This is a genomic window from Mesorhizobium sp. HAY1-8B, from assembly GCF_056868045.1.
In genome coordinates this window covers 5,164,139-5,178,517 of the sequence record NZ_CP200321.1, presented here as the reverse complement: position 1 = coordinate 5,178,517, position 14,379 = coordinate 5,164,139, and the positions used below count along the sequence as shown (strand labels likewise).

General features: G+C 65.1%; 12 protein-coding genes and 1 riboswitch. Of the genes, 7 read left to right on the top strand and 5 right to left on the bottom strand.

Features of this window, described 5'->3' with window-relative positions; all coding sequences use genetic code 11:
* Nucleotide 1 precedes the first annotated feature (1 nt).
* The 5 genes from cobG to AC1VON_RS24805 all read right to left on the bottom strand — a co-directional run bounded on the left by cobG (nucleotide 2) and on the right by AC1VON_RS24805 (nucleotide 7,819).
* A complete protein-coding gene (cobG, locus tag AC1VON_RS24825; protein ID WP_483125189.1) occupies nucleotides 2–1,507 on the bottom strand; it encodes a precorrin-3B synthase in 1,506 nt (501 codons plus the stop codon).
* Nucleotides 1,504–4,842: a cobaltochelatase subunit CobN gene (gene cobN, locus AC1VON_RS24820; RefSeq protein ID WP_483125188.1), complete on the bottom strand. Its 3,339-nt coding sequence runs from the start codon at nucleotides 4,840–4,842 to the stop codon at nucleotides 1,504–1,506. Before cobN ends, cobG begins: the two co-directional genes overlap by 4 nt.
* Nucleotides 4,843–4,861: 19 nt before the next feature.
* Nucleotides 4,862–5,914 carry a cobalamin biosynthesis protein CobW gene (gene cobW, locus AC1VON_RS24815; protein ID WP_483125187.1) on the bottom strand — a complete coding sequence of 351 codons (1,053 nt, stop codon included), beginning with the start codon at nucleotides 5,912–5,914 and terminating at the stop codon, nucleotides 4,862–4,864.
* A gap of 2 nt (nucleotides 5,915–5,916) precedes the next feature.
* A complete protein-coding gene (locus AC1VON_RS24810; RefSeq protein ID WP_483125186.1) occupies nucleotides 5,917–6,345 on the bottom strand; it encodes a DUF1636 family protein in 429 nt (142 codons plus the stop codon).
* Nucleotides 6,346–6,385: 40 nt separating this feature from the next.
* Nucleotides 6,386–6,590: riboswitch (cobalamin riboswitch) on the bottom strand.
* Nucleotides 6,591–6,619: 29 nt separating this feature from the next.
* Nucleotides 6,620–7,819 carry a winged helix-turn-helix domain-containing protein gene (locus AC1VON_RS24805; protein ID WP_483125185.1) on the bottom strand — a complete coding sequence of 400 codons (1,200 nt, stop codon included), beginning with the start codon at nucleotides 7,817–7,819 and terminating at the stop codon, nucleotides 6,620–6,622.
* Between the two features lie 388 nt (nucleotides 7,820–8,207).
* Here AC1VON_RS24805 and AC1VON_RS24800 point away from each other — a divergent pair, with 388 nt between their 5' ends.
* The 7 genes from AC1VON_RS24800 (at nucleotide 8,208) to AC1VON_RS24770 (ending at nucleotide 14,325) form a co-directional block, all read left to right on the top strand.
* Nucleotides 8,208–8,573, top strand: a complete 366-nt coding sequence (locus AC1VON_RS24800; RefSeq protein WP_010910112.1) for an NADH-quinone oxidoreductase subunit A — start codon at nucleotides 8,208–8,210, stop codon at nucleotides 8,571–8,573.
* A complete protein-coding gene (locus tag AC1VON_RS24795; protein WP_483125184.1) occupies nucleotides 8,564–9,145 on the top strand; it encodes a NuoB/complex I 20 kDa subunit family protein in 582 nt (193 codons plus the stop codon). The genes AC1VON_RS24800 and AC1VON_RS24795 overlap by 10 nt, the downstream gene beginning before the upstream one ends.
* 4 nt (nucleotides 9,146–9,149) lie before the next feature.
* Nucleotides 9,150–9,755, top strand: coding sequence for an NADH-quinone oxidoreductase subunit C (locus AC1VON_RS24790; protein ID WP_483125183.1), 606 nt, complete (start codon nucleotides 9,150–9,152; stop codon nucleotides 9,753–9,755).
* 9 nt (nucleotides 9,756–9,764) lie between these two features.
* Nucleotides 9,765–10,955, top strand: coding sequence for an NADH-quinone oxidoreductase subunit D (locus tag AC1VON_RS24785; protein ID WP_027044896.1), 1,191 nt, complete (start codon nucleotides 9,765–9,767; stop codon nucleotides 10,953–10,955).
* Nucleotides 10,956–12,239 (top strand): NADH-quinone oxidoreductase subunit E, encoded by a 1,284-nt coding sequence (locus AC1VON_RS24780; protein WP_483125182.1) that lies wholly within the window; start codon nucleotides 10,956–10,958, stop codon nucleotides 12,237–12,239.
* 10 nt (nucleotides 12,240–12,249) lie between these two features.
* Nucleotides 12,250–13,554 (top strand): NADH-quinone oxidoreductase subunit NuoF, encoded by a 1,305-nt coding sequence (gene nuoF, locus AC1VON_RS24775; protein ID WP_483125181.1) that lies wholly within the window; start codon nucleotides 12,250–12,252, stop codon nucleotides 13,552–13,554.
* Nucleotides 13,555–13,629: 75 nt separating this feature from the next.
* On the top strand, nucleotides 13,630–14,325 hold the full coding sequence (locus tag AC1VON_RS24770) for an NADH-ubiquinone dehydrogenase (RefSeq protein WP_483125180.1): 696 nt from the start codon (nucleotides 13,630–13,632) through the stop codon (nucleotides 14,323–14,325).
* Nucleotides 14,326–14,379: the final 54 nt, after the last annotated feature.

Genomic DNA, 14,379 nt, shown 5'->3' with positions numbered 1-14,379 from the left:
CTCATTTCCGGTTTTTAGTTTGGGCCTGTCGGTAAGTCTCGGCGATTGCCGCCGCCCCGAGCCTTGTCAGGCAAGCGGCGGCGGTCTCACCCTCAAATCGTGCGCTGCGGATCGTCGCCGCGACGCGACTGAAGCCGCGCGCGGCGTCATAGCCCGGCCTGTAGCCGGCAGGAAGAGCCTTTGCCGTCGCGTTCACGACAAGTCCGGCTCCATTTTCGCCGCCGACGATTGTGAGCGCCGCCGGACCGGGATGCGCGCAGCCCTTGGCGCAGCCGGAAATGTGCAGGGTGAAGTCGAGAATGTCTGCGTTTTCGGTGGCGATCGTCTCGGCGATGTCACGCGTGGCGATGCGGCCGGAGGCGCAGGCCGGCGTGCCGGGGCAGGCGGCAATGCGGGTGCGCGGATCGGTGGGAGAGGTGACGAAGCCGAGGGCGGCGGCTGTTTGCTGGAGGCTTGTGCAAGCGACGTCCGGCTGACCAACGACGAGCAAGGCGCGGCCCGGGGCGAGGCGGATTTCGGTGGTGCCAAGGGCGAGGGGGCTTTGCGCGAGGCTGATGATCTTGTCCGCCGGCATGCTGCCATAGGGGAGGCCGATGCCGAGAGTGAAAGTATCATCGGCCAAGGGGAAAAGGCCGATAGGTTTGCGCGAGGCGCCCCCCTCTGTCCTGCCGGACATCTCCCCCACTAGGGGGGAGATTGGCAGCCCTGCCGGCGGCGCTGCTCTTGCGAAGGCGGAGGTGGGCTCAGCCGTTTCGGCGTTGGAAATTGGCGAAGGCGAGCGTGAATGAGCAATCTCCCCTCTTGTGGGGGAGATGTCCGGCAGGACAGAGGGGGGCGCCACAGAATGCCAGCCTGCGAGAGATACTAATTGCCTCTCCGACAAATCCCTCGCATGCGCTTCGCGGCCCTTTTCAGCGACCATCCTGAGCGTGGCGACGGCTATGTCTCTAGCGGCATCCGCATCGACTGTTGCCAGCACCTTCGCGTTTCGGCCGTCACCGGCAACCGATACGCTCCAGACGATGACGTTGTCGGCTCGCTCCGCCTTTAGCCGCACGTCGGCCGTCACCGCATCCATCGTCAGTTGCCCGCCGCCGTCGACAACCACCGACACCTTCGGCCCCAGCCTTGGCGCCAGCCCGGCCTCTTCAATCGCCATCCTGATCCGCTCTGCCAGCGGTCGCGGATCGGCGATCTCCTGCGGATCGATGCCCGCCAGCGGTCCTGTCTCCACCGGCACGCCGGTCCGCACCGCAATGCCCAGCGCATCGACCTCCGCTGCCAGCAATGCTGCGCTCTCCGCTGTCAGCCCACGTATCTGTAGACTGCCGCGCGCCGTCACTTCCATGACGCCGTTGCCATGCCGCTGGGCAGATTCAGCCAACTCGATCAAAAGCTTCGGCGTCAGGGCTCCAGCAACCGGGTTGAGCCGCACTAGGAGCCCATCGCCGGTCTGCATCGGGGCCGACAGGGCCGGACACGCGCCACGGCGCGAGAAGGCGTTCATGCCGCCACTCCCAGCGCTTCTGCCTCGGCAATCAGCGCGGCGAGATCGTCGTCGATGGAATTGCGCAAGGGATGCCAGAGGCCGCGCCGGCGCGCCGAGAGAAAACGCTCGGCGATGACTTTCGCGGCCGCCGGGTTTTCGCGCAGGATGAAGGCGCGAACTTCCGCGTCGCCGACATAGGCGTCGTGCACGGCCTCGATCAGCGCGCCCGAAATGGCATGGGTGGTCTCGGCGAAGCCGACCAGCCGGTCGACCGTCTCGGCGAATTCGGAGGCGCCGCGCGGGCCGTGCCGCATCTGTCCGGCAATGAAACGCGCGTTGACGGCGCGGGCGCGTACCACCCGCGAGACGGCCTCGCCGACCGAACGCGGCTTCGGCTTTTGCGGGTCTGTCGTGTCGAGGACGATGACGTCGGCATTCCGGCCAAGCGCGGCAAGCGCGGCCGAGAAGCCGCCGATGAAGGCGACGTCGGCGGAGCCTTCGAGAATGTCGCGGCCGGGGTCATCGCCGGTGTGAACCAGAAGATCGGCTTCGGCGATGCGGGTTTCGAACGCGCCGGGCGCCGAGACGCCTTCGCCGCCGGCACCGCCATAGGCATGCGAGGTGGCGTCGAGATAGGCGCGGCCAATTTCTTCGCGCGCTGCCCAGTCGCCGCTCGACAGGAGATTCTCGACGCCGGCGCCGTAAGTGCCGGGCGAGGTGCCGAAGATGCGCGGGCTGATCTTGCCGTCGGCTCGGGTCCGGGCCGCGAGCGGGTTTTCCGAATCCTCCTCGTCGCGAGCGGCGACGGCATTGGCGGCGGCGTCGATCAGCGCGATCTGGGTCGGGAACATGTCGCGGAAGAGGCCCGAAATGCGCCAGGTGACGTCGACGCGCGGGCGGTCGAGCGTTGCCGGCGGCAGCACCTCGATGCCGGTGATGCGGCCGGTGGCGGCATCCCATTGCGGCCGGCAGCCCATCAGCGCCAGGCCTTGCGCGATTTCTTCGCCGCCGGTGCGCAGCGAGGCCGAGCCCCAGAGGTCTATCACCAGAGAGCGCGGCCAGTCGCCATGCGACTGGAGGTAGCCGCGCACGACCTCTTCCGCCGCCGCCTTGCCCAGATCATAGGCGGTCGGGGTCGGCATGGTGCGTGGGTCCGACGTGAACAGGTTGCGGCCGGTGGGCAGCACGTCGGAACGTCCGCGCGCGGGCGCGCCGGCCGGGCCGGCCTTGACGTGACGGCCATCGAGCGCGGCGACCAGCGCCGACCTTTCAGCCTCGGCACTTTGGCGGCGCATGGTGTCAGGCTCGCCATCGGGTGCACGGCCGTAGATATGCAATCCGTCCTTGATGGCGAAGTCCTTGAGGTCGCAGAGCCAGGCGTCGATGCGGCGCAGCGCCTCATCGGGCGCGTCGGTCCTGGCGACGCCGGCTTCGGTGGCGAGGCCGGTCTTTTGCGCCGTGTCCACGATCAGTTTTGCCAGGCGATCGCGGCGGCGACGGTCGAGGCCGTCTGCCTGGGCGTATTCGTCGACCAGGCGCTCGAGTTTTTGCTGGTCTTCGTCCAGTCCCGCGCCAGTCAGCGGCGGTGGCAAATGGCCAAGCGTGACGGCGGCGATGCGCCGCTTGGCCTGCGCCGCTTCGCCTGGGTTGGAGACGATGAAGGGGTAGATGACGGGCAAGGGACCGGTGACGATCTCGGGAAAGCAGCTTTGCGAGAGTGCAACCGTCTTGCCGGGCAGCCATTCCAGCGTGCCGTGCGCGCCGACATGGATGAGCGCATGGATGCCGAGGGATTTGCGCAGCCACAGGCCAAACGCGACCAGGGCGTGACGCGGGGGCAAGGTTGGATCGTGGTAGTCGGCGCGGCGATCGGCGGAGCGGCCGCGATCGGGGGCGAGGGCTACGGTGATGTTGCCGAAGGTCGCGGCGCGGAAGGGGAAGTGTTTCTGGCCGGTCTCGTATTCCGCTTTTCCCCAGGCCGCTTCAACGGCAGTCATTGCCTCAACCGGCAATTCCTTCGAGAAGCCGAGATAATCCTCCAGCCCCAGCCCGTCATCGCCTCTCCCCAGCAAATCCAGCAATTCCCGCTGCGATTTCGGAATCCCCTCAACGTCATAACCCTGCTCCTTCAGGTCATGCAGCATCGCCAGCACGCTGGACGGCACATCGAGGCCGACGGCATATCCCGTGCGGCCCGGTGCGCTTGGATAGTCCGGGATCAGGATGACAAGCTTGCGCTCGGCGCGTGGCGTCTCCTGCAGCTTGATGAAGGCCACCACGCGATCCGCCACCTGCGCCACGCGATCCGGCTCCGGCCGGTTGGCGAAGGCACGGTGGCCAAGTGCCGGATCGACATCGCTTTCGCCCTTGAAGGAAATGGCGCCGGCGAGGATGCGGCCGTCCAGTTCTGGCAGCACGACATGCATGGCGAGGTCGGCGGGCGCCACGCCGCGCTGGTTGTTTTCCCAGACGTCGCGGCGGGTGGTGGCGACGATGACCTGGAAGACGGGCACGCCGGCACGGTCGAATAGGGTTTCGACGCCGGGTTCGGCACCGGAGGCGAAGGCGGTCGCGGCGATGATGGCGGCGGGTTTCAGCGCGGCGAACGCGGTTTCCACAAAGGCGAGTGACGCCGGCTCTTTCAGGCTGGAGACGAAGATGGGGACCGGGAGGATGCCGCGTTGGCGCAGCGCCTCAAAAAGGGCATCGATCGGCGCGACATCGGCGGCCAGCAGCATCGAGCGGTAGAAGAGGATCGGTACCACCTTTCCCTCCCCCTGCAGGGGGAGGGGGACGACGCCGCGTGTGGGCTCGTAGTAGCCGGCTTTTGGCACTGCCACCGGCTCAACAACGGCCGCATCTTGTCCAGCCAGCCGCCCCAGCCTCTGCACCAGCGCGCTCATATTGGCCGGGCCGCCTTCGCGGAAATAGCCGAGCAACGCGTCCAATTCCTGGCGCGGCAGCGTCGAGGCTTCGATCAGCCTGAGATCCTCGTCGTGGCTTTCACCGGGAAGCAGCGCCAGTTTTATGCCGCGCTCGCGGGCGATCGAAGCCAACTGGTCGCAGCCATAGCGCCACCAATCGTGGCCGCCGAGGATGCGCACCAGGATGATCTTGGCGTGGCGGGCGACGCTGTCGACCCAGAGGTCGACGGACATGGGATGGCGCAGGTCGCGCAGCGCCGCCAGCCGCATCGAGGGCAGGCGGCCGGCATCGGCCTTCCACGCCGCCGCCAGCCCGGCAAGATCGCTGTCGGTGAAGGACAGGGCCACGATATCCGCCGGCGTCTGCCGCAGATCGACCGGCTCGGCGAGATCGTCGAGCGAGGCGGAGGTCGTGGTGAGGATATGCATCGCGGCCCGTGTCTGAAAATCAGCCGGCGAGTATACGCTCGATTGCCGGGCGGTTCAGCCCCTTGAGGCCGATGACGACCAGGCGCGAGCGGCGGTCGTCCTCGACCGTCCAGGCGCGGTCATAGTAGTGATTGACGCGCGGGCCGACGGCCTGCAGCAGGAGCCGCATCGGCTTGCCGCCGACCTCGACGAAGCCTTTCACACGCAGCACGTTTTCCTGTTCGGCGGCGGCCGCGACGCGCTTTGCCAACTCGTCCGGATTGGCGATCGAGGGGATGTCGACGATGAAGGTATCGAAGTCGTCATGCTCGTGGTCGAACGCGCCGTCATGATGCGACTTGCGGTTCTCGATATCGTCCTCGACAGCGAGACCGAGGCCGAGCAGCACCGAGGGGTCGACCTTGCCATGCGAGGTCGGCACGATCTTCACGGCGCGGGCGGAATGTTCGTTGATGATGGCGTTGGCTCGGGCCGAACCGGCGGTGTCCATCAGGTCGCTCTTCGACAGGATGATCAGATCCGCGCAAGCGATCTGATCCTCGAACACTTCCTCGACCGGGTCGTCATGGTCGAGGCTCTCATCCCCGGCGCGCTGCGCCTGCAAGGCGTCCATGTCGTTGGCGACGCGGCCTTCGGCCAATGCGGGGCCGTCGACCACGGCGATGACGCCGTCGACCGTCACGCGGCTCTTCACCGTCGGCCACTGGAACGCCTGGACCAGCGGCTTGGGCAGAGCGAGGCCCGAGGTTTCGATCAGGATGTGGTCGACCTTCGGCGTCAGCGACAGGATCTGGTCCAGCGCTGGCACGAAATCGTCTGCCACGGTGCAGCAGATGCAGCCATTGGCCAGTTCGACGATGTTCTCCTCCGGGCAGGTGTCGATGCCGCAGCCCTTCAAAATCTCGCCGTCGATGCCGATGTCGCCGAACTCGTTGACGATGATGGCAATACGCTTGCCGCCGGCGTTTTCCAGGAGATGGCGGACCAGCGTCGTCTTGCCGGCGCCGAGGAAGCCGGTGACGACGGTGCAGGGGACACGGGAGAGATTGCCGGTCGAATTTGGGGCGCTCATGATCAATCCTTCAACAGGTCGAGGGGAGGAATGCGGGCCACGAGGCCGCGCTTGAGGGAATCGGGCCGGCCACGCCATGGAATGAGGCCGTCCGTCGAGGTGGCGAAGAGCTTGGCGCCGGTGACGAGGTCGGCGCCGCTGGCCGCGGTCAGGTCGCCGAAGACATAGCTCCAGCAGCCGTCGCGCAGGATGGCGGCGCTCAGCCGGCGCTTGCAATTGCCGAGGCATTCGACCGTGCGGACGCGGATGTCGTCGCCCGCCGCGGCACGGCGCGTGTCCTCAGCCAGCAGTGCGCCGGCGCGGGGATGCGCGTCCGAGCCGGTCTCGTCGCGACAGGAGGCGCAGACGATGATGGTGACGCCGGCCAAGGCTTCGCCGTCGGCGGACGAATTGTCCGCTGTGCCAGCCGAAAAACTGCCGTTCTGGTCCAAAAAGCCGGGCTCCTTGCCCGGAAACCCGCCGGGCGATCGGATTCTTTTGTCGCAGACGGCAGGTCTCCTGGCTCGCGGATCATCGCCTTGGGTGCCGCCTTCCCGGGAATTCCCAGTGGCTTTCGGCCTTGGCTCTTCGCTTACAGTTGCGGGGACAGCCGCGGATTTGAGATTTTTCACCTCGCACCGCATTCCCTCTTAGCCCCTGCCGTTGCGGGCAGGGGACCGTCTGGACGGGATTTAGGCTTTTGCAGGCAGCGGTGTCAACGCGGGCTTACGACACGGCGATGTCGGCCAGCGCCGGGCCCAGATCGCCTGCCGGCGTCACGTCCATGCGTTCAAGGCCAAGCCAGCCCTGCATCTGCTTCAATTCCTCGAAGAGCTGCGCGGCGGTTTCAGGCGGGGCGCCGGGCTCGGGGTAGGCGGCATGGACGCGCAGGACGCTGGCCGGCCGGTCTGCCTTGAGGTCGACGCGCGCCACGATCTTGTCGCCGAGCAGGAAGGGGAGGACGTAGTAGCCGTATTGGCGCTTTTCAGCCGGCGTGTAGATCTCGATGCGGTAGTGGAAATCGAACAGCCGCTCAGAGCGCGAGCGCTCGAAGACGACCGGGTCGAACGGCGCCAACAGCGCGCGGGCCTCGATTTTCCGGGGCAGGCGCGCGTCCTTGTGAAGGTAGGCCGGCTTGTCCCAGCCTTCGACGCGCACCGGCAGCAACTCGCCCAACTCGACCAGTTCCTCCAGCCGGCCTTTCATATCGGCCGGCGACAGCCGGAAATAGTCGCGCAGGTCGCCCGATGTCGCCACGCCATGGGCGCGGGCCGAGATGCGCAGCAATTCGCGATGCGCGTCCTCGGCCGGGGGCGCCGGCAGATCGAGGATCGCCTGCGGCAGCACCCGCTCTGGCAAATCGTAGAAGCGCTCGAAGCCGCGGCGGTGCGCCGTGGTGATGCGCCCGGCCCAGAACAGCCATTCGAAGGCGTGCTTGGCATGGCTCCAGCCCCACCAGCCGCCCGAACCTTTCTGGCCTTCGAGCGCCGACGCGGCGATCGGGCCGAGCTCGACGACCGCGCGGTAAATGTCTTCTATATAGGCGGCGTGTTCGCGACCCCATTTGGCCAGCCCCAGATACATTTCATCGCCTTGCTCGGCGCGCTGCATGCGCCAGCGCATCAGCGGGTAGGTCTCGACCGGCAGGAACGAAGCCTCATGCGCCCAGTATTCGAAGACAGTGCGCTTGCGAGTCACGGCGGCATTGTCGAGCAAAGCGAACGGGTAGGGACCCAGGCGCGAATAGAGCGGCATGTAATGAGCACGCACCACCGCGCTGACGGAATCGATCTGCAGCAGGCCGGTACGGGAAAGCACACGGGCGAAATGGCGGCGGTCGGGTGTGCCATTTGGGCGCGGATCGAGGAACCCTTGAGCGGCGAGTGCAATGCGGCGGGCGGCGGCGAGCGAGATTTTTTCCTTCATGCAGGCATCACTCTGAGGGGCTTCGGCTGTGGGTCGGGTCTTTGTCTGGGCAGGTTCTTGTCGCAAAATCGGGTCCGCTTTTGCGGAACCTGCATGGTGATTCCAACCCATGCTAGCAGGGTTTTGGCGGCAACCATGTCAGGAGAGAAAAGTGGAGTAAAAGACGAAGGAAATCAAACAGGAGCGGATCGGACCAGTTTCTCCGGATATGCCGTCCAGGTCGGCGTTTTGAACAAGGTTTGACTTGCTTCGCTGGAAGTGCTGCGCTAACCCTCGCCGCGTTGCAGCATAGGCCCCTTAAAACGGTTCAGCGGTTAAACTGTCACGCTTCCGCATTAAGGTCCGGTGCTGTAATCAAAGTGGATTGGCGCCAACGGAAAACCGCTGCATGAACGCACTTCTCAGTTCGTACCTGCCCATCGTCCTGTTCATAGGCGTGGCACTGGTCGTCGGCCTGGCGCTGCTGGCCGCCCCGTTCCTGGTGGCCTACCGCAATCCCGATCCCGAAAAGCTTTCCGCCTACGAGTGCGGTTTCAACTCGTTCGACGACGCCCGCATGAAATTCGACATCCGTTTCTACCTGGTGTCGATCCTGTTCATCATCTTCGACCTGGAAGTGGCCTTCCTGTTTCCCTGGGCCGTGTCCTTCTCGAAGATCGGCATGCTCGGCTTCTGGTCGATGATGGTGTTTTTGGCGGTGCTGACCATCGGCTTTGCCTATGAATGGAAAAAAGGAGCGCTGGAATGGGATTGAACGACAGTTCAGGCACCCTCGTCGCGCCGAAGCCGAAGGGCATCATCGATCCCAACACCGGCAGGCCGGTGGGGGAGGACGATCCCTTCTTCCTCGAAATCAACAATGAGCTTGCCGACAAAGGCTTTCTGGTCACCTCGACCGAGGCGCTGATCACCTGGGCGCGCAGCGGCTCGCTGATGTTCATGACCTTTGGTCTGGCGTGCTGCGCGGTCGAGATGATCCACACCTCGATGCCGCGCTACAACTCGGAGCGGTTCGGCGTCGCGCCGCGCGCGTCTCCGCGCCAGTCCGACATCATGATCGTCGCCGGCACGCTGACCAACAAGATGGCGCCGGCGCTGCGCAAGGTCTACGACCAGATGCCGGAGCCTCGCTACGTCATCTCGATGGGCTCCTGCGCCAATGGCGGCGGCTACTACCACTATTCCTATTCGGTGGTGCGCGGCTGCGACCGCGTCGTGCCGGTCGATATCTATGTGCCCGGCTGCCCGCCGAGCGCCGAAGCTTTGCTCTACGGCATTCTTCTGCTGCAGAAGAAGATCCGCCGCACCGGCACGATCGAACGGTAAATCCATGGCCGCATCCCTGAGTGAACTGTCGACCTATCTCGGCGAAAAGCTGATCGGCCGCGTCAATGACGCGGCGATCGCCTATGGCGAGCTCACCATCCACGTCGAACCGCGCGACCTGGTCGAGGTGGTGACCTTCCTGCGCGACGATGCGCGCTGCCAGTTCATCTCGATCATTGATGTCTGTGGGGCCGATTATCCGTCGCGGGCCAAGCGCTTCGACGTCGTCTACCACCTGCTGTCGCCGAAGCAGAATGTGCGCATCCGCGTCAAGGTGCAGGCCGACGAGGAGACGATGGTGCCGTCGATCACCAGCGTCTATCCCGGCGCCGACTGGTTCGAGCGCGAGACCTACGATCTCTATGGCGTGCTGTTCTCGGGCCATCCCGACCTGCGGCGCCTGTTGACCGACTACGGTTTCGAAGGCCATCCCCTGCGTAAGGATTTCCCGCTGACCGGCTTTGTCGAGGTGCGTTACGACGACGAAGCCAAGCGCGTCATCTACGAGCCCGTGGAATTGAAGCAGGAATTCCGCAATTTCGATTTTCTTTCCCCTTGGGAAGGCACGGATTACGTGCTGCCCGGGGACGAAAAAGCCAAGACGAATTGAGGCGCCACAATGGCTGAGACCTCCGTCCGCAATTTCAACATCAACTTCGGTCCGCAACACCCTGCGGCGCACGGCGTTTTGCGTCTCGTGCTGGAGCTGGACGGCGAAGTCGTCGATCGCGTCGATCCGCATATCGGGCTCTTGCATCGCGGCACGGAAAAGCTGATCGAGGCCAAGACCTATCTGCAGGCGGTGCCTTATCTCGACCGGCTCGATTATTGCGCGCCGATGAACCAGGAACATGCCTTCGCTCTTGCCGCCGAGCGCCTGCTCGGCATCGAGGTGCCGAGGCGCGGCCAGCTGATCCGCGTGCTTTATTGCGAAATCGGCCGCATCATGTCGCACATCCTCAATGTGACGACGCAGGCGATGGATGTCGGCGCGCTGACGCCGCCGCTGTGGGGCTTCGTCGAACGCGAAAAGCTGATGGTGTTTTATGAGCGCGCCTCCGGCTCGCGCATGCATGCCGCCTATTTCCGCCCCGGCGGCGTCCACCAGGACCTGCCGCGCCAACTGGTCGAGGACATCGGCAAATGGATCGACCCGTTCCTGAAGTCGATCGATGATCTCGACAAGCTGCTGACCGGCAACCGCATCTTCAAGCAGCGCAATGTCGATATCGGCATTGTGTCGCTGGCCGATGCCTGGGCCTGGGGCTTTTCGGGCGTCATGGTTCGCGGCTCGGGTGCGCCCTGGGACCTGCGCAAGTCGCAACCCTATGAATGCTATTCGGAAATGGATTTCGACATTCCGATCGGCAAGAACGGCGACTGCTACGACCGTTATCTCGTGCGCATGGAAGAGATGCGCCAGTCTGCGCGGATCATGCGCCAGTGCGTCGATCTCCTGCTCGGCAAGGAAAGCACCGGCCCGGTGTCGAACCTCGACGGCAAGGTGGTGCCGCCGAAGCGCCAGGCGATGAAGCGCTCGATGGAAGCGCTGATTCATCACTTCAAGCTCTACACCGAGGGCTATCGCGTGCCGGCCGGCGAGGTCTACGCGGCCGTCGAGGCGCCCAAGGGCGAGTTCGGCGTCTATCTCGTCTCCGACGGCTCGAACAAGCCATACCGCTGCAAGCTGCGCGCACCCGGTTTCGCGCATCTGCAAGCCATGGATTTCCTCTGCCGCGGCCACATGCTGGCCGACGTCACCGCCGTTCTCGGCTCCCTCGACATCGTGTTTGGTGAGGTCGATCGCTAAATGTCAGTCCGCCGTCTCGCAGAAGCCAGCGTCCAGCCAGCATCCTTCGCCTTCAACCGGGCGAACGCGGCAGCGGCGAAGCAATGGATCAAGAAGTACCCGAAGGGTCGCGAGCAGTCGGCGATCATTCCGCTGCTGATGATAGCGCAGGAGCAGGAAGGCTGGGTCACCAAGGCGGCGATCGAGACGATTTCGGACATGCTCGGCATGCCGCGCATCCGCGGTCTCGAAGTCGCGACCTTCTACACACAGTATCAGCTGAACCCGGTTGGTACCCGCGCGCATATCCAGGTCTGCGGCACCACGCCCTGCATGCTGCGCGGTTCGGAAGCGCTGATGGATGTCTGCCGCTCGAAAATCCACCACGACCAGTTCCACACCAACGACAAGGGCACCCTGTCGTGGGAAGAGGTCGAATGCCTTGGCGCCTGCGTCAACGCACCGATGGTCATGGTCTTCAAGGACACGTTCGAGGATCTGACGCCGGAACGGCTGGCCGAAATCATCGATCTCTATGACGCCGGCAAGGGCGCCTCAGTGGCGCCTGGACCGCAGAATGGTCGCACCGGCTCGGAGCCGGCCTCCGGCCTGACGACGCTGAAGAGCGAAAAGGCGATCCTCAAGTCGACACGTGACAAGGAAGCCAAGGCGGCGACCAAGGCCGCCCAGAATGCGGCGCCGACCGCTCCGGCTGCTCCTGCTGCGCAGGCACCCGCAGCCGCCCCTGTCGCACCGTCCAATGCCAGCAAGCCGAAGACCGACGCGCCCGAAACCAGCCCGGCGTTGAAGACGCCTTCGGCGACCAAGGTGGCACCGGCGGCGGAGAAGGCGGCAAGTGTTTCGGCGCCGCTGCATTCGGCCGCCAACGCCAACACGGCAGCGCCGGAAGTCGAGAAGGTCGCCAAGCAGCGCAATGGGCCGACGGCCAAGGCCGAACCGGCCGCTGCCTTCAAGGCGCCGGAAACCAAGGCGCCGGCCGCAAAACAGGCGAAGCCGTCGCTGGACAACAAGAACCGTCCGGCAGGCATCGACAGGCCGGCCGCGGTCGACGATCTCAAGCTGATCTCCGGCGTCGGCCCGAAGATCGAGGGCATCCTGCATACGCTGGGCATCTTCACCTTCGCGCAGGTCGCGGCGTGGAAGAAGGCCGAGCGCGAGTGGGTGGACGGCTACCTCTCTTTCCAAGGCCGTATCGAGCGCGACGACTGGGTCAAGCAGGCCAAGGCGCTCGCCAAGGGCGGTGTCGCCGAATACATCCGCGTCTTCGGCAAGAAGCCGGTCTGAGGGACGAAAAATGCTCCAGGACAAAGACCGCATCTTCACCAACATCTACGGCCTCTTCGACAAGTCGCTGGCCGGCGCGATGGCGCGCGGCGCTTGGGACAACACGCCCGGCATCGTTGCCAAGGGACGCGACTGGATCGTCAACGAGATGAAGGCGTCGGGCCTGCGCGGCCGTGGCGGCGCCGGCTTCCCGACCGGTCTCAAATGGTCGTTCATGCCCAAGCAGAGCGACGGCCGCCCGAGCTACCTCGTCATCAATGCCGACGAGTCCGAACCCGGCACCTGCAAGGACCGCGACATCCTGCGCAATGACCCGCACACGCTGGTCGAGGGCGCGCTGCTCGCCGGCTTCGCCATGGGCGCGGTCGCCGCCTACATCTATGTGCGTGGCGAGTTCATCCGCGAGCGCGAGGCGCTGCAGCGTGCCATCGACGAGGCCTATGAGGCCAAGCTGATCGGCAAGAACAACACATCCGGCTACGACTTCGACGTCTACATGCATCATGGCGCCGGCGCCTATATCTGCGGCGAGGAAACCGCGCTGCTGGAAAGCCTCGAAGGCAAGAAGGGCCAGCCCAGGCTGAAGCCGCCATTCCCGGCCAATGTCGGCCTCTATGGCTGTCCGACCACTGTCAACAATGTCGAATCGATCGCGGTGGCGCCGACCATCCTGCGCCGGGGCGCGGCCTGGTTCTCGTCCTTCGGCCGGCCAAACAATGTCGGCACGAAGCTGTTCTGCATCTCCGGCCACGTCAACAATCCGTGCACCGTCGAAGAGGCGATGTCGATCCCGTTCCGCGAGCTGATCGAGACGCATTGCGCTGGCATTCGCGGCGGCTGGGACAATCTCCTGGCGGTCATTCCCGGCGGCGCCTCGGTGCCGCTGGTGCCGGCCGAGCAGATCATCGACACGCCGATGGATTTCGATGCGCTGCGCGACCTCAAATCCGGCCTCGGCACGGCCGCCGTCATCGTCATGGACAAGTCGACCGACGTGGTGAAGGCGATCGCGAGGCTGTCCTACTTCTACAAGCACGAGAGCTGCGGCCAGTGCACGCCGTGCCGCGAAGGCACCGGCTGGATGTGGCGAGTGATGGAGCGGCTGGTGCGAGGCGAGGCGCAGAAGCGCGAGATCGACATGCTGCTCGACGTCACCAAGCAGGTCGAGGGGCACACGATCTGCGCGCTGGGCGACGCGGCCGCGTGGCCGATCCAGGGCCTGATGCGGCATTTCCGCGGCGAGGTGGAGCGGCGCATCGACGAGTTTTCGCGCAACGCGCACCGGGCCGAGCCGGTGATGGTGGCAGCGGAATAGAGTTTGTGACCGCGGGCGAGAGCCCGAAGCGAGAATAACGGGGCGGGCGAACGAAGAAACGACCAGGAGAATTCTATGGCGCCGTATTCGACACCCAACCCATTGATGCCCAATTTGGACCAGCTCGAGAAGATGAACCAGGACCTGACCAGGATGATGCCGAAGGAGATGGCCAGCGCCGTCAACCTTTTCGTGCACCCTGTCGCGGGTGCGGCGGCGATGTCGGCGCTCGGCATCGGGCTCGCCAACCACGCGTTCGGCGTCTGGATGGGCGCGCTGTCGGGAGCCGCCGAGGCATCACAGCGCCTCATGCAGCCGCTGATCGAGGATTTCGAGGCACGCATCGAACAGTTCGAGGACGCGAACTCGTCGTCCATCAAGGCGCGGGCGACGGCGAAGACGCTGATTGCCGAGGCGCAGTCCTTCGCGCAGGAGGTCACCGACATCGCCGCCAAGGAAGCCGCCACCACGGCGCCAGCGGTGAATGCCGCTCCGACAACCGGCGAGGCCGCGGATGTGCTGCTGCCTGAAGATTTCAGGCAGCCCAAGACCATGGACAGGCCTGCGAAACCCTCCAACCTCAAGGCGATATCGGGCATCGGCCCGAAGCTGGAGAAGGTGCTGAACGGGCTTGGCATCTGGACATATGCCCAGATCGCCGCCTGGTCGCCGCAAGAGATCGCCTGGGTCGACGACTATCTGTCGTTCAACGGCCGCATCGGCCGCGACGACTGGACCGCCCAGGCGGCGGCGCTGGCCGCGAAGAAGTGAATGAAATGTCGGGCGCGTCTGCCGCGCCCGGGAAATGAGATTGCGGGAAATCCG